Raw genomic sequence first — 17,798 nt, forward strand, 5'->3', positions numbered from 1 at the left:
GGGCCGGCGCCGGTTCCGGGGCGGCGCGGCGGGGCGCGGGCGCGGCCGGTTCGGCCTCGCCGTCGCGCTCGTAGGACGCCCGGAACTTGGCCAGCAGCGGCAGGCCGACGGCCTGGGACAGGTCGTCCATCTCGCGGGTGCCGTAGGCCAGGGCCACCGGCAGCACGCCGGCCTCGCGCAGGGCGTCGATGACGGCCCGGGCCTGGCCGGCATCCGGGCAGCGGCTCAGGCCGCCGAAGTCCAGCACCACCGCGGCGCGGGCGAACAGCTTGGGCGCGCGCTGGACGCGTTCGGCCATCTCGGCCCCCAGGCGCGCGGGGTCGAGCGTGCGCACGCGTAGGTTGGCGATGCCGACCTGGCCGAACTTGAGTTCGCCGGCCTGCTCGTAGTCGATCGGGTTGGCGGCCATGGTCAGGTTCCCGTCGCCAGGGTGCCGTGGCGGCCGGGCAGGGCGCGCGCCTGGAGCCAGGGCTGGTCCGGCAGGCGATCGCCGTAAGCCTGGGCCACGAACGGATAGCTGCACATCTCCTTCATCAGCATCGACACGCGGATGTCGGTGCCGGGCATGACCTGCTGGCCGACCTCGCGGAAGCCGAAGTGGCCGTGGAAGAGCAGGGCCGGGTCGTTGCCCGACTGCAGGAAGACCTCGCAGCACAGCTGCGGCCAGCGCAGCTCGGCGAAGCTCTGGACGTCGGCGTAGAACGCCCGGCCGCGGCCGCCGCCCCGGCGGGGCCGGGCGATGACGATGCGGTCGACGTACAGGAAGCGCGGCTGGCGCTCCTTGAACCACCGGAAGTTCGGGCTCTCGTGCGGCGCGTCCTGCGACAGCGCCACCAGGAACCCGGTGATCAGGCCGTCCTGCTCGGCGACCCGGAAGTATTCGGCATGTTCCCAGAAGAACCGCGCCTTGGTGGCGTCCATCGGAAGGATGGACGGCCCGGCCGCATTGTTCAGGGCTAGTACGGAATCCAGCTCGTGCTCGCGCACGTCGCGGATGGTGATCGGCATTGTCTTTCGGACTCCGATGGCGTGAGGGCCGCGGGCGGGGGGAGCCGGCGGGCGATCGGGACGGGATTATCGCACGGGTGCCGCCGCCCGGGGCGGCCGTGGGAAATGCTCGCGGGGCATGACTTCCGGGGTGGCACGCCGGGCCGGTGGCCGGCCTATGATGCCGCCATGCTCAACCGCGTCTCCCACACCAAGCTGCTGCGCTACGCCGGCCTGTTCACCTGGGCGGTGGTGGGCATCCCGCTGGTGCTCAATTCCTGGTACTTCCCGGCCACCGAGGCCGGGGAGGGCCTCGAGGGCGTGATCCAGCCCGACATGCGCGGCGCGGCCATGGCGTATTTCGCCTTCGGCATGGCCTATTGGCTGGTCACCCGCTCGCTGGGGGCGCGCCGCCCGCGCTGGTACGACATCGGCCTGCTGGCCGCGCTGACCGCGTCCGCGGTCGCGCTCAGCCACCTCACCGGCACCGGCCTGGGCGGCATCCTGCTGATGATCATCGCCGGGGTCATCCCCTGGCTGCTGCCGCTGGCGCTGGGGGTGCTGTGGCTGGTGCTGCAGCACGTGGCCCTGGTGCCGGTGCTGATCGAGGGCCAGGGCCTGATGCCGGTCGAGGCCGTGCTGGTGGCCGCCCTGTACATCGGCTATTCCAGCTTCACCTTCGTCACCGGCCTGGTCGCCAAGCAGCAGGCCGAGGCCCGCGAGGAGCAGCGCCGCCTGAACTCCGAGCTGCGCGCCACCCGCGCCCTGCTGGCCGAAAGCTCGCGCATGAGCGAGCGGGTGCGGATCTCGCGCGAGCTGCACGACCTGCTGGGCCACCACCTGACGGCCCTGAGCCTGAACCTGGAGGTCGCCGGCCACCTCACCGAGGGCCGCGCCCAGGAGCACGTGCGCCAGAGCCACACCCTGGCCAAGCTGCTGCTCACCGACGTGCGCGAGGCGGTCAGCGAGATGCGCGACGAGGGCGCCATCGACCTCAGCGGCGCCATCCGCACCCTGGTCGAGGGCGTGCCGGCGCTGGACATCCGCCTGGACCTGCCCGAGCCGCTGGTCATCGAAGACCCGGAGCGCGCCCACGTGCTGCTGCGCTGCACCCAGGAAATCATCACCAACGCCGTGCGCCATGCCGGCGCCTCGACGCTGTGGCTGACCATCGCCCGCGACGGCGCCGAGGCCCGCATCCAGGCCCGGGACGACGGCCGCGGGGTCGAGGGCGACACCGTGGCCGGCAACGGCCTGCGCGGCATCCGCGAACGCCTGGGCGCCTACGGCGGCCGGGTCGATATCATCACCGGGCGCGGGCAGGGCTTCGCGCTGGACATCCGCTTGCCATTGGAGAACGCCGCATGATCCGTGTCTGCCTGGTCGATGACCAAACCCTCGTGCGCCAGGGCGTGAAATCGCTGCTGGAGCTGGCCGACGGCATCGAAGTGGTCGCCGAGGCCGGCGACGGCCGCCAGGCGGTCGAGCTGATCCCGCAGGTCAAGCCCGACGTGGTGCTGATGGACATGCGCATGCCGGTGATGTCCGGGTTGGAGGCGCTGCAGGCGCTGACCGCCCAGGGCCTGCTGCCGCCCACCATCATCCTGACCACCTTCGACGACGACCAGCTGGTGCTGGCCGGCATCCGCGCCGGTGCCCGCGGCTACCTGCTCAAGGATGTGTCGCTGGACCAGCTGGTGAACGCCATCCAGACCGTGGCCGACGGCGGCTCGCTGGTGCAGCCGGCGGTGACCCAGCGGCTGCTGTCGGGCCTGGAGGGCCTGCAGAACGAATTCGTCAGCCTCGACCAGCCCGACCCGCTGACCGACCGCGAGACCGAGATCCTGCGCCTGATGGCCGGCGGCTTCTCCAACAAGGAGATCGCCAACTCGCTGGGCGTGGCGGAAGGCACCGTGAAGAACCACGTGTCCAACATCCTGTCCAAGCTGGGCGTGCGCGACCGCACCCGGGCCGTGCTCAAGGCCTTCGAGCTCAAGCTGGTCTAGGCCCGGAACCCGCGCCACGGCGGGGTTTCCGACGATTTCCCGCCGCCCCCTGCCGGGCGGCTGGCTGACCTGTTATCCTCCCCGGTTCCTGCGATTGGGCATGTGGACCAGTCGAGGGCCGTTCCTGGAGAGCTTCCGAATGACCCGAGTTATTGAGTGGATTATTTCCCTGCTGATCGTCATCGCGCTGTTCGTGGTGATCGGCCTGTTCCTGCCCGCCAAGCGCACCGTGTCGCACTCGATCGAGACCAACCGTCCGATGGCGACGGTGAACGACATCCTGAGCAGCTTCACCCGGTTCCGCGACTGGAACGCCCTGGTCAACCATGACCCGCGCGTCCAGCTCACCACCTCCGGCCCCGAATCCGGCGAAGGCGCCACGCTGGCCTTCCAGTCCAGCCAGTTCTCGATCGGCTCGGGCGAATGGAAGGTGGTCGAGTTCGTGCCGGGCGAGAAGATCGTCTACGCGCTCGACACCCCGGGCCGCGGCAAGAACAAGACCATGACCTTCCGCTTCGAGCGGACCGGCCAGCGCAAGCAGAACGTCGAGATCACCCAGCGCTACTCGGTCGATTACGGCTGGGACCTGCTGGGCCGCTACTCGGGCACGCTCTACGTCAACAGCGAGATCGGCGCCGACATCAAGCGCGGCCTGGGCAAGCTGAGCAACCTGCTGGCCACCATCCCGCGCTTCGACTACAGCCTGCATGAGCCTGGCTTCCAGGTCGTCGAGCTGCCGGCCGAAAACGTCCTGCTGGTCACCACCGCCGCCAAGCGCGCCAACGACGACATCGCCCTGGCGATGACGAACCAGCGCAAGTGGATCGACCAGGTGATGGAGAAGAACGAGCTCGAGGCCGCCGGCCCGATGCGCATCGTCACCAACGAGTTCGGTGCCGACACCTACGGCTTCGACGTGGTGCTGCCGATCCGCCGCAAGGGCACCGGCCCGGCCGACGAGGCCACCGACGCCGCCGAAGGCGCCGAGGGCACCGAAGGCGAGGCCGTGGCCGAGGCCCCGGCCGCCCCGGCGGTCGACCCGAACGCGCCGCTCGAGACCTTCGACGTCAAGGTCGAGGGCCCGGTGGTGTACGCCCAGCTGCCGGCCCGTCGCGCCGCCAAGACCACCTACACCGGCCCGTCGCCGGGCCTGGCCCGCATCCGCGACCTGGTCCGCGCCTGGTCCCTGGTCCGTGGCTACGAGCCGACCGATCGCCCGTACGAGGACTACCTCGGCGAGATCAAGGACATGCTGGCCGAGGACGCGGAGTTCAACGTGTACTGGCCGATCCGCACGCCGGGCGTCGCCGACCCCGCGCCGCGCGTGATCGCGCCGCTGCCGGAGGACGAAGGCAGCGAGGCCGCGCCGGCGGAAGCCGACGAGGCCGGGGCCGAGGCCGAAGCGGCCGCCGCCTAAGCAACACCGCAGGGCGGGCCAAGTGCCCGCCCTGTCGTTTCCGGGCTCCCCGGGCCGCGGGGTCCCACCGAAACCGAACCCAGCGAGACGACGTCCCGATGATCGAGGCACACGCCCTGCACAAGCGCTACGGCCGCCTGCTGGCCGTGGATGGCATCAGTTTCAAGGTCGGGCCCGGCGAGGTGCTCGGCTTCCTCGGCCCCAACGGCGCCGGCAAGTCCACCACCATGAAGATGATCGCCGGCTTCCTGGCGCCGACGTCGGGCACCGCGAAGGTCTGCGGCCATGACGTGCAGGCCGAGCCGATGGCCGCGCGCCGCGCGCTGGGCTACCTGCCCGAAGGCGCGCCGGGCTACGGCGAGATGTCCCCCGACGGCTTCCTGGGCTTCGTGGCCGACGTGCGCGGCCTGCGCGGCGCCCATCGCCGCGAGCGCCTGCAGTCGGTGCTGGGCCGGCTTTCGCTCGAGGGCGTGCTGCACCAGCCCATCGACACGCTGTCCAAGGGCTTCAAGCGACGGGTGGGCCTGGCGGCGGCGATCCTGCACGATCCGCCGGCGCTGATCCTCGACGAGCCGACCGACGGCCTCGATCCGAACCAGAAGCACGAGGTCCGCGGCCTGATCCGCGAGCTGGCGCGCGAGCGCACCGTGCTGCTGTCGACCCACATCCTCGAGGAGGTCGAAGCGGTGTGCACCCGCGCCATGATCGTCGCCCGCGGCAAGGTGCTGGCCGACGCCACGCCGGCCGAACTGCTGGCGCGTTCGCGCTTCCAGGGTGCGGTGTCGCTGCTGGCCAGCGACAGCATCGCCGCCCGCGCCGCGCTCGACGGCATGCCCGGCGTCAGCGGCTTCCACCAGGACGCGGCCGACGGCCGCCTGTACGTCTTCCCGCAGGGCCGGCCGGTGCCGGCCGACGCGGTGGCCGAGCGCCTGCGCCAGCGCGGCGTGGTGTACACCGGCCTGCAGCCCGAACGCGGGCGGCTCGACGAGGTCTTCCGCCGCATCACCACCGGGGAGGCGGCGGCATGAGCGCGGTGCTGTCGGTGTTCCGCCGTGAGTTCGCCAGCTACTTCGCCACGCCGCTGGCGGCCGTGTTCCTGGTCATCTTCCTGGTGCTGGCCGGGGCCTTCACCTTCTACCTCGGCGGCTTCTACGAAGCGGGGCAGGCCGACCTGCAGCCGTTCTTCCGCTTCCATCCCTGGCTCTACCTGCTGCTGGCGCCCGCGGTGGCGATGCGGCTTTGGGCCGAGGAGCGCAAGTCGGGCACGCTGGAGCTGCTGCTGACCCTGCCGCTGGCGCTGTGGCAGGCCGTGCTGGGCAAGTTCCTGGCGGCCTGGGCGTTCCTGGGCCTGGCGCTGGCGCTGACCTTCCCGATGTGGGTGACGGTGGCGTGGCTGGGCGATCCCGACCACGGGGTGATCTTCGCCGGCTATCTCGGCAGCTGGCTGATGGCCGGCGCCTTCCTGGCGGTGGGCAGTGCGCTGTCGGCCGCGACCCGCAGCCAGGTCGTGGCCTTCATCCTCACCGTCGTCGTCTGCCTGTTGCTGCTGCTGGCCGGCTTCCCGATGGCGCTGGACCTGGTGCGCGGCTGGGCGCCGCAGGCCTGGGTCGACGCCTTCGCGGGGCTCAGTTTCCTCACCCATTTCCAGGCGATCAGCCGCGGCGTGCTGGACCTTCGCGACGTGGTGTTCTTCCTGCTGTGCATCGCCGCCTGGCTGGCGGCGACGGTGCTGGTGATCGACCTCCGGAAAGCCGACTGAACGCCATGAAGATCCTGTCCCGACGTTCCGCCCCGCTGTTCGCCCTGGCCCTGCTGGCCCTGGGCTTCGTGGCCCTGGTCGCGCTCAATTCGGTGCTGCTGCGCGGCGCCCGGCTCGACCTCACCGACAAGGGCCTTTACACGCTGTCCGAAGGCACCCGCCACCTGCTGGGCCGGGTGGACGAGCCGGTGCGCCTGAAGCTGTACTACTCCGAACACGCCACCCGCGACCTGCAGCAGTTCCGCGTGTTCGCCACCCGCGTGCGCGAGCTGCTCGAGGAAGTGGCCGCGCGCAGCGATGGCCAGGTCACGCTGGAGGTCATCGACCCGGAGCCGTTCTCCGAGGCCGAGGACCAGGCCGAGGCCCATGGCCTGCAGTCGATCCCGCTGGGTACCAGCGGCGACAAGCTCTACTTCGGGCTGGTCGGGCTCAACAGCACCGACGGCGAGACGGTGATGCCCTTCATCCAGCCGGACAAGGAAGCCTTCCTCGAGTACGACGTCGCCAAGCTCATCTCCACCCTGAGCATCGACACCCAGCCGGTGGTGGCAATCATCAGCGGCTTGCCGACCGGTCCGACCCTGGATCCGGCCGGCCGCAGCCGTCCGGGCTGGGTGTTCGACCGCCAGCTCAGCGAACTGTTCGAGCTGCGCCGGCTGCAGGACAATCCCACCGCCATCGCCGACGACGTCGACCTGCTGATGCTGGTGCATCCGCGGCAGCTGTCCGCCGACACGCTCTACGCCATCGACCAGTTCGTGATGCGCGGCGGGCGCCTGCTGGCCTTCGTCGACCCGGATTCGGAAGCCGACGAATCGGCGATCGACCCGCTGGACCCGCTGTCGGTGGCCATCCCCCGCAGCTCCGACCTGCCCGCGCTGTTCAAGGCCTGGGGCATCCAGTACGACCCGACCCGGCTGGTGCTCGACGACAAGCACGCGCTGCAGGTGCAGCCCGATCCGAACGGACTGCCCGTGCGCCACCTGGCGGTGCTGGGCCTGGGCAAGGACGCGCTGAACCAGGACGACGTGGTCACCGGCGAGCTGCAGACGCTGAACGTCTCCAGCGCCGGCGCGCTGGGCCTGAGCCGCGAGTCCGGGCTGGCCATGGAGGCGCTGGCACAAAGCTCCGGCGCCTCGGCCCTGGCCGACGTGGCCACGGTGCGCGACGCGGCCGCCGATCCCGAGCAGCTGCGCAAGGGCTTCCGGCCGGGCGGCCAGCCGCACGTCATCGCCGCGCGCTTCACCGGCCCGCTGCGCAGCGCCTTCCCCGACCGCGCGGGCGACAAGCACGTGGCCGAGAGCCGCGAGCCGGTGAACCTGGTCATCGTCGCCGACACCGACGTGCTGGCCGACCGGATGTGGGTGCAGGTGAACGACTTCCTGGGCCAGCCGGTCTACAACGCCTTCGCCAGCAACGGTGACTTCGTCTACAACGCGGTCGACAACCTGGTGGGCAATGCCGACCTGATCGCCGTGCGCACCCGCGCCAGCGCGGCGCGTCCGTTCGAGCGCGTCACGGCCCTGCGCCGCAGCGCCGAGCAGCGCTACCGCAGCAGTGAACAGCGGCTGCAGCGCCAGCTCGACGAGCTCGAGCAGAAGCTCGCCGCCCTGCAGCAGCCCGGCGCCGACGGCCAGGCGCAGCCGCTGAGCGGGCCGCAGCAGGCCGAGATCCTGCGCTTCCAGGACGAGAAGCTGCGCATGCGCAAGGAGCTGCGCGAAGTGCAGCATCGCCTCAACGCCGACATCGAGGCCCTGGGCGACCGCCTGAAGCTGGTCAACATCCTGGGCATGCCGGCGCTGGTGGTGCTGGTGGCGCTGGGCCTGGCCTGGCGCCGCCGCGCGCGCCGCCGCGCGACGGAGGCCTGAGCCATGCGCACCCGCTGGCTGTTGCCCGCGACCGTCGTCGTCTTCGCGCTGGCCGGCGCCGCCTGGTGGCTGCTCGAACGCCAGGCCACGGACACGGTCGAAGACCCCGGGCTGGCGCTGCCCGGCTTCGCGGAACGGGTCGACGCCATCGACAGCCTCGAGGTGCGAGGCGCCGGCGAAGCGCTCCTGGTGCGGATCGAGAAGCGCGACGGCGTCTGGCGCATGCCCGACCGCGACGACTGGCCGGCGAACCAGCGCGAAGTCAGCCGCGCCCTGTACCGATTGGGCCAGGCGCGCCGGATCGAGCCCAAGACCCGCGATCCGGCGCGGCATGCGCGCCTGGGCGTCGAGGCCATCGACCTGCCCGGGGCCAAGGGCGCCGCGCTCTGGCTCGACGGCGGCGCGGGCGGGCCGGTGCGGCTGGTGGTCGGCAACAACCATCCCTCGCTCGGCGGCAGCTACGTGCGCGTCGGCGACGATCCGCAGGCCTGGCTGCTGGACGAGGACATCGGGCCGGCGCGCGAGCCGACCGACTGGCTCGACCGCCGCCTGCTAGATATCCCGATGGCGCGCATCGAGGAAGTCCGCGTGGCGCCGTCCGGCGCCCGCGCTTTCCGACTGTCGCGGGTCGAGGATCGCTTCAGCCTCGACGGCCGGCCGCCGGCGGTGATGACCGATCCGGATGCCGGCAATGGCACCGCGGGTTTCACCGACCAGCTGCCTTTCGATGACGTCGCCGCCGACGACGGCAGCGAAGCGATCCAGGTCGTGGACTTCATCGGCGTGGATGGCGTGGCGGTGCGCGTCGCGGCCTGGACCGATGCCCGCGGCACCTGGGCGCGGCTCTCGGCAAGTTTCGATGAAGCCGCCGCGCTGGCCTGGTTCACCCGCGCCGATGCGATGGCGGCGGCCGCGCAGGAGGCCGCGCAAGAGGTCGCGCAGGCGGCCGCGCGTGACGCCGCGTCGGTCGACGGCGCCGCCGGCGAGGGAGCCGCGATGGCCGCGGGCAAGGCCGGGGCGGGGGGCGATGTGGCGGATGGCGCCGGAGACGACGCCCGCCCGCCCGCAGAATCGCCGGCCCAGCGCGCCGCGGCGCTGCGCGCCAAAGTCGAGGCCTGGCAGGCCAGCTTCGAAGGCCGGCGGTTCCTGCTGCCGCCCTACAAGGCGGCGCCGCTGATGCGCGGCCGCGACGACTACCTGGCCGGGCCCGGGTGAGCCGGCTGGCGCGCGCGCTGGCCGCCTCCGGCGCCGTGGCCTGCGCCGCGTCGGTCGGGCTGGGCGCCTATGCGAGCCACGGGCTGGCCGATGCCGATGCCCGCCGCGCCGGCCTGGCCGCCCTGTTCCTGTTCGGCCACGGCCTGGCGCTGTTCATGCTGGCCACGCCCTCGGCCGGCCGCCTGCGCCTGGCCGCGCTGGCGGCGCTGGCGCTGGGCGTCGTGCTGTTTTCGGGCAGCCTGCTGGGCGCCGTGTTCCTGGCCACGCCGACCGCGCTGGCCCCGGCCGGGGGCGTGCTGATGATGCTGGCCTGGCTTACGCTGGCCGCCGACGCCCTTCGCCCACGAGGCTAGCCATGGCCCGCCAATCGCGCGGATTCGACCTTGACGCCGCCGCCGCGCACCTGCGGCGGCGCGACCGCAAGCTGGGCCGCTGGATCGACCGCATCGGTCCGCTGGACGTGGCCGCGCGCTGGCGCAAACCCTTCGACACCACCGACGCGCTGGCCCGCGCCATCCTCTACCAGCAGCTGTCGGGCAAGGCCGCGGCCACCATCGTCGGCCGGGTGGAGGTCGCGATCGCGGCGAAGAAGCTGCACGCCGACACTTTGGGCCGCATCGATGATCCGACCCTGCGCGCCTGCGGCGTCTCCGGCAACAAGACGCTGGCACTGCGCGACCTGGCGGCCCGCGATGCGCGCGGCGAGATCCCCACTTCGCGCGAGATGGCGACGATGGACGACGCCGCCATCATCGAACGGCTGACCGCCGTGCGCGGCATCGGCCGCTGGACGGTGGAGATGATGCTGATGTTCAGTCTCGGCCGCCCCGACGTGCTGCCGGTCGACGACCTGGGCGTGCGCAAGGGCGCGCAGCTGCTCGACAAGCTCGACGAGATGCCCAAGCCGAAACTGCTGGCGGAGCGGGGCGAAGCCTGGGGGCCCTACCGCACGCTGGCGGGCCTGTACCTGTGGCGCATCGTCGACGCCGCCGCGCCGGCCCGGCCACCGGTCAAGCGCTCGCAGGACTAGGCGTCACGGCGCAGGTGCGCCGCACGGCCAAGGCCAGGTGCCCGCGGGACCGGGCGTCCCGCGCGCGTGCGCTGCGCGTTTCAGCCGGCGGGATGCCAGCGCCAGTGCCAGGGCTCGTAGACGATGCCGTGCGGGTTGCCGCGCGGGTAGCTCATCCGGAAGCCGAACTCGCCCGCCCGCCGATGCAGCCAGGCGAAGGCCGGCGTGGCTTCGAAGCCTTCCTCCGCCGGCGGCTGCCCGGGCGTGCCGATGTCGATCGCGCAGCCGCCGTGGTGTTCGCTGTAGCCGGGCGCCGCGTTGACCGCGAGGATCTGCGGCAGCGTGAGGCCGCGCGCCAGCTTCCGTTCGAAGATGCCGAGCTGGTAGGCGTGGCTGCGGTAGCCGGAGATGGCGTCGAGGGCGATGTCGTCGGCCCGGGCCGCGGCGCGCAGGCGGCGCCAGGCGCGCGCGGCGGGATCGAGCAGCCAGAGCGGGCGGCGGAAGCGGTCGCGGCCGGCGTATTCGAGCCGCATCGGTTCGGCCACCAGCGGCAGGCCGACCGCGTCGCCGTAGGACGTGTCCAGGCCCAGTGCCTGCAGGTGCGCGACCAGGCCGTCGAGCGGCAGTTCGTATGGGATGCCCGCGCGCTCGTGCGGCGCACCCAGCGCGTCCAGGATCGCGTCCAGGCCCGGCTCGCGCGCCAGGTCGGGCACCAGCGCCCGGAACCGTCCGTTGCCGGTGGTGGCCAGGAAGCGGCCATCGCGCTTGCGGCGCAGCAGCCACGGCGCCTGCGCCAAGGCCCGGGCATCGGCGTTCGCGCGGGCGCGCAGCAGCCGGGCCGGCAGGGCCTCGATCGCGTCGCTGTTGACCAGGTGCCAGTCGAGGGCGTGCATGCGGGCAGCTTATCCGGCGCGCGCGGACGCGTCACGCCGGGGCGCTGCGCGGTGGCGCGCCGGCCGTGCCGGGGTGGCCATTTGCGGCGTCCGGCGGCTCAGCGCGATTCGCGCGGCTCGCGCGCGTGGATCCAGGCGGCGATGTCGAGGATGACCTCGGTATCGAGCCGGCCGGGCGTGAAGTACTCGCGCGAACCCGGCGGGCCTTCGCCCGGCAGCAGGAAATGGTTGAGCGCCGGATACTCGCGGAACACCACGTCGTCGCGGCCCTGCAGCGCCGCCCGCCAGCGCGCCAGGTCGTCCCGGGCCGTGACCTGGTAGTCGCGGCCGCCCTGGATGAACAGCATCGGCAGGTGCAGGTCGCGCGCGGCGGCCAGGGCGTCGTAGGTGGCCAGGTGCCGCCAGTAGGCCGCCGGGATGCGCAGCAGCGGATCGCGGGGCTCGGGGCCGCCGGCCAGCATGGCGTCGATCTCGTCGCGCTGGCGCACAGCCTGCGCCACCGACGCGCGTTCGAGCTCGCTGACGCGGCCGTCGGCCTCGGCCAGATAGCGCACCTGGTCGGCGATGGCGTGGTGGAAGGGCCGCGCCAGCGCCGACAGCATGATCACGCCGTCGGTGTCGGGCGCTCGCGCGGCGATGCGCGGTGCCAGCAGTCCGCCCAGGCTGTGCCCGGCGACGAAGATGCGCCCGCGGTCCACGCCGGGCTGTCGCGCGAGCAGGGCGATCGCGGCCACGGCGTCGTTCACGGTCACGTCGTCGGCGTTCGCCGTGGGGCCCAGGGTGCGCTGCTGCGCCAGCGGTCGCTTGTCGTAGCGAAGGGTGGCGACATCGAGGTGGGCGAGGCCGTTGGCCAGGTCGCGGAAGGGCGTGTTGGGACCGATCCGGCTGTCGCGGTCGGCCAGGCCGCTGCCGTGCACCAGCACCACCGCGGGGAAGGGGCCGTCGCCGGCCGGGAGGGTGAGGACGCCGGGCAGGTCGCCGACCAGGATCGGCAGCGCGCGGACCTCCGATTCGCCGACCAGCAGGTCGCCGATGGCATCGGCGCCGGACACCAGCCGGAAGGCGACGATCCGATGGTCCGGGTCCAGCCGCAGCTGCGCCTGCAGGGTCGCGCGTTCGAACTGCAGGGTCACGGCCAGGATGCGCCGGCCGCCGGCCACGCGGGGCTGGCCGGCACCGCGGTTGAGCAGGGCGCCGTTGGCCAGCCCTTCGGATTGCCAGGTGTCGGCCAGGCGCGCCGCGCTGGCGCGCCGTGCGGCGTCAGGCGCCAGTCGGGCAGCGGCGTCGGGAGCCAGCCGGCGGGCGGCCTCCTCGTAGCGTCCGGCCGCCAGGTCCGCGAGGAAGGCCTCGGCGGCCTCGGCGCGCGCGGCGTTTTCATCCTTGGACGCGACGGACGATGGCGCCTGGGCGAACGCCGGCGGTGCCGATGCCATCGCCAGCGCGAGCGCGAGCGCGACCACCCGCCAGCCCGCCACAGGCCGCACGATGCCGCCCGTGCGCCCGCCGGGGGGCATCAGGCCCGCGACCGCCGGAGGATGTCGAGCACCGCCTGCGGATGCTGCAGGCTGAGCAGCCAGACGCCACCGTCGGCATGCGGCAGCATCAGCACCTTGGCCGGATCGCTGACCAGGCAGAACGCGCGGCGGCCGTCGCGCAGCCGGAAATGCCCGCCCCAGAAGCCCGGGAGGCGATAGCCCATCGTCTTCAGCCGCGGCCGGACGTCCTGGTGTTCGCGCAGGTCCAGCACCCTGGCCTGGTCCAGGCGGAACTCCGACACCGGCGATTCGCGGCTGAACCAGGTGGCGCGCACGCGCAGCCGTTCGCCATCGAACGCCGCCTGCCGCCGCCACAGGGGCAGCACCACGGCCAGCACCAGCAGCGCCACCAGGGCCTGGCCCCGGGCCAGCGGCAGCACGTCGACGCCGGCGGCGTCGGCCGGCACCCGCAGCACCGCCACCCCGGCCACCACCAGCGGCAGCAGCGTGGCCAGCAGGACCGCGAAGGCGACCACCGGCTTGCCCAGCGGCGTCAGTGCGAAATTGCGGTAGGTCATCGCGGGGCTCCCGGCGAGGTGTCGTCGTCGTCGTTGCCGGGGGCGGGCTTGAGGCGGCCGGACTTGCGAAGGGACTCCCGCAGCACGTACTCGATCTGCGCGTTCAGCGAGCGCAGTTCGTCATCCGCCCAGCGCTGGATGGCGTCCAGCACCTCGGCGTTGATGCGCAGCGGGTAGGCCTTCTTCGCCGTCACCGGTCAGCCCCGCTGCTTCCGCAGCACGACCACCGTCAGCACGACGGCCAGCACCAGGACCGCGCCCAGCAGGGCGGGCAGGGTCGCCAGCAGGGTCGCGCGCGGCAGCAGCAGCAGCGCCAGGCCCAGCGCCGACACCAGTCCGCCGATCGCCAGCACCGTGCCACCGACCGCGCGGCGCAGCCCGTCGGGGTCGCGGGCGCCGTCCAGCGAGGCGGGGCGCCACAGGCCGGCCAGCAGCGCCAGGCCGAGCAGCACGCCGGGCAAGGACGTCACCAGCGCGAAGATCCCGGCCAGCATCATTTCGTCCATGCCGGCCTCAGTAGATCGTGCCGGCATTGACCACCGGCTGGGTGCCGCGCTCGCTGCACAGCACCACCAGCAGGTTGCTGACCATGGTCGCGCGGCGCTCCGGGTCGAGTTCGACCACCTTGCGCGCGGACAGCTGCTGGAGCGCCATTTCCACCATGCTCACCGCGCCTTCGACGATGCGGGTGCGGGCGGCGATGATGGCGCCGGCCTGCTGGCGCTGCAGCATGGCCTGGGCGATTTCCGGCGCGTAGGCCAGGTGGCTGATGCGCGCCTCGGACACGGTGACGCCGGCCTGCGCCAGGCGCTCCTGGATCTCCTCGGTCAGGTGCTTGGCGATCTCGGCGGCGTGGCTGCGCAGGGCGACGGTGCCGTCGTCGTGCTGGTCGTAGGGGTAGCTGGTGGCCATGGCGCGCAGGGCGGCCTCGGACTGGATGTGCACGAAGCTTTCGTAGTCGTCGACGTTGTAGACGGCCTCGGCCGAGTCGACCACCTGCCAGACCACGACCGCGCCGATCTCGATCGGGCTGCCGTCGAGGTCGTTGACCTTGAGCTTGCCGGACTCGAAGTTGCGCACGCGCAGCGAGACCTTCTTGGCCGAGAAGAACGGGTTGTTCCAGCGCAGGCCCTGGTCCTTGCAGGTGCCGACGTACTTGCCGAACAGGCTCTGCACGGCGGCCTGGTTGGGTTCGACCATGTAGAAGCCGAACAGGAGGAAGAACTCGAGGCTGCCGAGGATGACGCCGGCGGCGATGAACAGGCCGTCCTGGTCGCGCAGCCCGGCGATGAACAACACCGCGGTGGCGATCATGGCCGCCAGCAGGCCGATCACGAGGGGGATGCCGGGGACGGAACGCAGGCTCTGCTCTTTCATGGGATTCTCCCTTGGGGTGGGAAAACGATATCAGAAAGATATCTCTTTGCAAGCCATGCGTCCGAAGGGGTCCCGGGCCGCCGAAAAACCCTTTCCCGACAACTACTTGGCTTCGGGCTCCACCTGGAACCGGATGATCGGCGAGGGCAATTGCTCGCTGGCGACGATCAGGCCACGGCCGTCGAGCGAGAAAGCGATGGCCTCGGCCTGGGGCAGCCAGGGCAGGGCGAGGTGCGGCAGCTTGTCGGACAGGCCGGGGGCCCAGTCGCCGTCCGCACCGCGCACCACGAAATGCACCGAGCGGTAGTTCAGCACCGCCAGCACGCGGCCGTTGGGGCTCAGGTCGGCGCCGGTGATCTGGGCCCGGTAGCGGCCATAGGTGGGGCTGCGGCGGAAGTCGGACGCGTCGGGCTGCTCGATGCCGGGTAGGGTGCCGATCCGCTCCGCGACCTGCTCATCGGGACCGGCCGCCAGCCGGACGCGGAACAGCTCGGCCGGGACCCGCTTCTTCGAAATCAGCAGGACCTCGCCGCGCACGGCATCCACCGCGACCGCCTCGCAGTCGCGCGGGCCATCGGGCCAGCGGAAGTGCACGGTCCAGGCCAGGGTGGCGGGCCGGGCCAGGTCCCGGGGCTCCTCGAACACGTGCAGCCGCAGCGACTGGCGGATGCCGCCGTTGTCGCCGGTGTCGGCGACCAGCAGGTAGTCCTCGCCGTCGAGCTGGAACGAGGCCATGTCTTCCCAGTCGATGTTCTCGGCGCCTGGCGTGGCCACGGTGGCCTGGCGCTGGCCGCGGCCGTCGAGCAGGTGCAGCGCGTCGCCGCCGCCGCTGTCGTTGTGGGCCCAGAACATCCCCGGATGGCGGCGCGAGGCCGCCAGCCCGCTGATCTCGTCGATGGCGCGATCGGTCACCAGGCCCATCGCTTCCGGCTTTCCCCAGCGGGCGCCCAGCGCCAGGGCCGGGACGAACAGCAGCAGGGTGATGGCGGAGGTGCGTGCGAAGGCCATGCGTCACTCGGGAGTCAGGCGCGCAGCATGCCAGAAACGCCCTGTGCCGGGGCGCGCGCTACAATCCGCGCCTCCCGACAGCAGGCCCGCCGCCATGACCGATCCGCGCTCGATCACCCTCGGAACCCCCCTGTCGGCCCGGGCGAAGCGGGTGCTGATGCTGGGCTCGGGCGAGCTGGGCAAGGAGGTCGCGATCGAGCTGCAGCGGCTGGGCGTCGAGGTCATCGCCGCCGACCGCTATGCCGACGCGCCCGCCATGCAGGTCGCGCACCGCAGCCACACCCTGAACATGCTGGACCCGGCGGCGCTGCGCGACCTGATCGCCCATGAAAAGCCCGACCTGGTGGTGCCCGAGATCGAGGCCATCCATACCCCGACCCTGGTCGAACTGGAGGCCGACAAGGGCCAGCACGTGGTGCCCACCGCGCGCGCGGCGCGCCTGACCATGGACCGCGAGGGCATCCGTCGCCTGGCCGCGGAGACCCTGGGCCTGCCGACCTCGCCCTACCGGTTCGTCGACACGGTGGAGGAATACCGCGCCGCGGTCGCCGCCATCGGCCTGCCCTGCGTGGTGAAGCCGGTGATGTCCTCGTCCGGCAAGGGCCAGAGCACGGTGCGCACCGAGGCCGACGTCGACGCCGCCTGGGACGTTGCCCAGACCGGCGGCCGCGCCGGCCAGGGACGCTGCATCGTCGAGGGCTTCGTGGCCTTCGACTACGAGATCACGCTGCTGACCGTGCGCCACCGCGACGGCACCTCCTTCTGCGACCCGATCGGACACCTGCAGGTGGACGGCGACTACCGCGAGAGCTGGATGCCGCAGCCGATGTCGGCGCAGGCGCTGCAGCGCTCGCAGGAGATCGCCCGCGCGATCACCGACGACCTGGGCGGCCACGGGCTGTTTGGCGTCGAGCTGTTCGTGCGCGGCGACGAGGTCTGGTTCAGCGAAGTGTCGCCGCGGCCGCACGACACCGGCCTGGTGACCCTGGTGTCGCAGGAGCTGAGCGAGTTCGCGCTGCATGCGCGCGCCATCCTGGGGCTGCCGATCCCGAACATCCGCGCGCTCGGCCCGTCGGCCTCGTGCGCGGTGCTGGCGACCGGCCACGGCGTGCCCGAGTTCTCGAACGTCGATGCGGCCCTGGTCGAGCCCGACACGGCCCTGCGCCTGTTCGGCAAGCCGCGGGTCGAAGGCCATCGCCGCGTGGCGGTGACGCTGGCGCGCGCCGACGACGTCGAGGCCGCGCGCGCCAAGGCCCGCCGCGCCGCCGCGGCCCTGGGCGTGTCCCTGCGCTAGGGCGGGCCCGGCCGCCTCCGGCCGGGACCCGCCTTCCGGGATCAGTGGCCGCGGACGCCGCGGCGATGCAGCAGCGGCAGGCCGTGGGTCTGCGAGGGCGCGTCGCCATGGCCGCCCTTGGGCAGCCGCCGCCGCGCCTTGGCCGAGATCGCAGGCTCCGGACCGGCGTGTGCCGGCGGGTGGGTGGGTGCCGGCATCGACGAGGTGTGTGGCGGCGCGGATGCCGGCGGGCTCGCGCTGTTGGCCGGAAGGGGTGTGGGGGTTGGCTTGGATGTCGCCGACGTCCCGCTCGCCGCGGGGTGGGTGTTGGCGGGCGGCTTCGCGACGGCTTTCCTGGCTTCTGGCTTCTTCGCCGGGACCTTGCTCGCCGCGGATTTTTTTGGCGCGGACTTTTTCGCCGCGGATTTTCCCGCCAGTGCCTTCTTCGCCGCGGGTTTCTTGGCGACCGCCTTCCTGGCGACGGACTTCTTCGCGGCGGGCTTCTTCGCCACTGCTTTCTTGGCGACGGACTTCTTCGCGGCAGGCTTCTTCGCCACTGCTTTCTTGGCGACGGACTTCTTCGCGGCGGACTTCTTCGCCACTGCTTTCTTGGCGGCGGACTTCTTCGCCACAGGCTTCCTGGCGACGGACTTCTTGGCGGCGGTCTTATTTGCCACTGCCTTCTTCGCGGCGGTTTTCTTCGCGACGGCCTTCTTCGCCGCGGGCTTCTTCGCCGCGGGCTTGGCGGCCGAGGTTTTCTTCGCGGCGGACCGCTTGGCGGTCGTCTTCCTGGCGGGTGCCTTCTTCTTCGCGGCCTGCTTGCCGGTGGCCTTCGCGCGGGAGGTCTTCATGGCGGGACGTCCTTCTGGTCGGCGGGGGGAATTCCATCCTAGTCCCGTCCGCCCACGCTTGCTTGAACGCGGGATGTCGCAC

At 72.2% G+C, this 17,798-nt stretch carries 19 protein-coding genes and 1 pseudogene; 10 read left to right on the forward strand and 10 right to left on the reverse strand.

Translation table 11 applies throughout. The annotated features are described in order from the left end of the window. Together minC and VFQ84_RS00590 are read right to left on the reverse strand one after the other, a co-directional pair. Nucleotides 1–409: pseudogene (gene minC, locus VFQ84_RS00585) on the reverse strand (septum site-determining protein MinC); the annotation flags it as partial. Nucleotides 410–411: 2 nt separating this feature from the next. Further along, complete coding sequence (locus VFQ84_RS00590) at nt 412–1,008, reverse strand: GNAT family N-acetyltransferase (RefSeq protein ID WP_325128118.1); 597 nt, start codon at nt 1,006–1,008, stop codon at nt 412–414. A gap of 168 nt (nt 1,009–1,176) precedes the next feature. Here VFQ84_RS00590 and VFQ84_RS00595 point away from each other — a divergent pair, with 168 nt between their 5' ends. The 9 genes from VFQ84_RS00595 (at nt 1,177) to VFQ84_RS00635 (ending at nt 10,282) form a co-directional block, all read left to right on the forward strand. Continuing rightward, nucleotides 1,177–2,355: a sensor histidine kinase gene (locus VFQ84_RS00595; protein WP_325128120.1), complete on the forward strand. Its 1,179-nt coding sequence runs from the start codon at nt 1,177–1,179 to the stop codon at nt 2,353–2,355. After that, nucleotides 2,352–2,993 carry a response regulator transcription factor gene (locus tag VFQ84_RS00600; protein WP_325128122.1) on the forward strand — a complete coding sequence of 214 codons (642 nt, stop codon included), beginning with the start codon at nt 2,352–2,354 and terminating at the stop codon, nt 2,991–2,993. Before VFQ84_RS00595 ends, VFQ84_RS00600 begins: the two co-directional genes overlap by 4 nt. Before the next feature lie 139 nt (nt 2,994–3,132). Further along, a complete protein-coding gene (locus tag VFQ84_RS00605; RefSeq protein WP_325128124.1) occupies nt 3,133–4,410 on the forward strand; it encodes an SRPBCC family protein in 1,278 nt (425 codons plus the stop codon). Nucleotides 4,411–4,508: 98 nt separating this feature from the next. Then, nucleotides 4,509–5,438, forward strand: a complete 930-nt coding sequence (locus VFQ84_RS00610) for an ABC transporter ATP-binding protein (RefSeq protein WP_325128126.1) — start codon at nt 4,509–4,511, stop codon at nt 5,436–5,438. Beyond that, nucleotides 5,435–6,169 carry an ABC transporter permease subunit gene (locus tag VFQ84_RS00615; protein WP_325128127.1) on the forward strand — a complete coding sequence of 245 codons (735 nt, stop codon included), beginning with the start codon at nt 5,435–5,437 and terminating at the stop codon, nt 6,167–6,169. Before VFQ84_RS00610 ends, VFQ84_RS00615 begins: the two co-directional genes overlap by 4 nt. Before the next feature lie 5 nt (nt 6,170–6,174). Then, on the forward strand, nt 6,175–8,037 hold the full coding sequence (locus VFQ84_RS00620; RefSeq protein ID WP_325128129.1) for a GldG family protein: 1,863 nt from the start codon (nt 6,175–6,177) through the stop codon (nt 8,035–8,037). Nucleotides 8,038–8,040: 3 nt separating this feature from the next. Continuing rightward, nucleotides 8,041–9,252, forward strand: coding sequence for a DUF4340 domain-containing protein (locus VFQ84_RS00625; RefSeq protein ID WP_325128131.1), 1,212 nt, complete (start codon nt 8,041–8,043; stop codon nt 9,250–9,252). Next, complete coding sequence (locus tag VFQ84_RS00630) at nt 9,249–9,605, forward strand: DUF423 domain-containing protein (protein ID WP_325128134.1); 357 nt, start codon at nt 9,249–9,251, stop codon at nt 9,603–9,605. The genes VFQ84_RS00625 and VFQ84_RS00630 overlap by 4 nt, the downstream gene beginning before the upstream one ends. Before the next feature lie 2 nt (nt 9,606–9,607). Next, nucleotides 9,608–10,282 carry a DNA-3-methyladenine glycosylase 2 family protein gene (locus tag VFQ84_RS00635; RefSeq protein ID WP_325128136.1) on the forward strand — a complete coding sequence of 225 codons (675 nt, stop codon included), beginning with the start codon at nt 9,608–9,610 and terminating at the stop codon, nt 10,280–10,282. Nucleotides 10,283–10,362: 80 nt separating this feature from the next. On the opposite strand, the gene VFQ84_RS00640 is transcribed toward VFQ84_RS00635, so the two are convergent. From VFQ84_RS00640 to VFQ84_RS00670, 7 genes are all read right to left on the reverse strand, one after another. Then, nucleotides 10,363–11,154 (reverse strand): M15 family metallopeptidase, encoded by a 792-nt coding sequence (locus VFQ84_RS00640; RefSeq protein ID WP_325128138.1) that lies wholly within the window; start codon nt 11,152–11,154, stop codon nt 10,363–10,365. A gap of 98 nt (nt 11,155–11,252) precedes the next feature. Beyond that, a complete protein-coding gene (locus VFQ84_RS00645) occupies nt 11,253–12,668 on the reverse strand; it encodes an alpha/beta hydrolase family protein (RefSeq protein ID WP_325128140.1) in 1,416 nt (471 codons plus the stop codon). Next, the gene (locus tag VFQ84_RS00650; protein ID WP_325128142.1) at nt 12,668–13,207 is read right to left on the reverse strand and encodes a hypothetical protein; all 540 of its coding nucleotides are present in this window, start codon (nt 13,205–13,207) and stop codon (nt 12,668–12,670) included. Before VFQ84_RS00650 ends, VFQ84_RS00645 begins: the two co-directional genes overlap by 1 nt. Beyond that, the gene (locus VFQ84_RS00655; RefSeq protein WP_325128144.1) at nt 13,204–13,401 is read right to left on the reverse strand and encodes an Arc family DNA-binding protein; all 198 of its coding nucleotides are present in this window, start codon (nt 13,399–13,401) and stop codon (nt 13,204–13,206) included. The genes VFQ84_RS00650 and VFQ84_RS00655 overlap by 4 nt, the downstream gene beginning before the upstream one ends. Nucleotides 13,402–13,404: 3 nt before the next feature. Further along, a complete protein-coding gene (locus tag VFQ84_RS00660) occupies nt 13,405–13,713 on the reverse strand; it encodes a hypothetical protein (protein WP_325128146.1) in 309 nt (102 codons plus the stop codon). A 7-nt stretch (nt 13,714–13,720) separates the two neighbouring features. Next, nucleotides 13,721–14,584 carry an SPFH domain-containing protein gene (locus tag VFQ84_RS00665; RefSeq protein WP_325128148.1) on the reverse strand — a complete coding sequence of 288 codons (864 nt, stop codon included), beginning with the start codon at nt 14,582–14,584 and terminating at the stop codon, nt 13,721–13,723. A 102-nt stretch (nt 14,585–14,686) separates the two neighbouring features. Continuing rightward, entirely contained in the window at nt 14,687–15,592 is a 906-nt protein-coding gene (locus VFQ84_RS00670; RefSeq protein ID WP_325128150.1) for a hypothetical protein, read from the reverse strand. Nucleotides 15,593–15,686: 94 nt separating this feature from the next. On the opposite strand from VFQ84_RS00670, the gene purT reads away from it, so the two are divergent. Then, nucleotides 15,687–16,886, forward strand: coding sequence for a formate-dependent phosphoribosylglycinamide formyltransferase (gene purT / locus VFQ84_RS00675; RefSeq protein ID WP_325128152.1), 1,200 nt, complete (start codon nt 15,687–15,689; stop codon nt 16,884–16,886). A gap of 41 nt (nt 16,887–16,927) precedes the next feature. On the opposite strand, the gene VFQ84_RS00680 is transcribed toward purT, so the two are convergent. Beyond that, nucleotides 16,928–17,716, reverse strand: a complete 789-nt coding sequence (locus tag VFQ84_RS00680; protein ID WP_325128154.1) for a histone H1-like repetitive region-containing protein — start codon at nt 17,714–17,716, stop codon at nt 16,928–16,930. Nucleotides 17,717–17,798 lie beyond the last annotated feature (82 nt).

Origin of the sequence: Arenimonas sp. (genome assembly GCF_035721105.1) — a bacterium.
GTDB lineage: Bacteria > Pseudomonadota > Gammaproteobacteria > Xanthomonadales > Xanthomonadaceae > Arenimonas.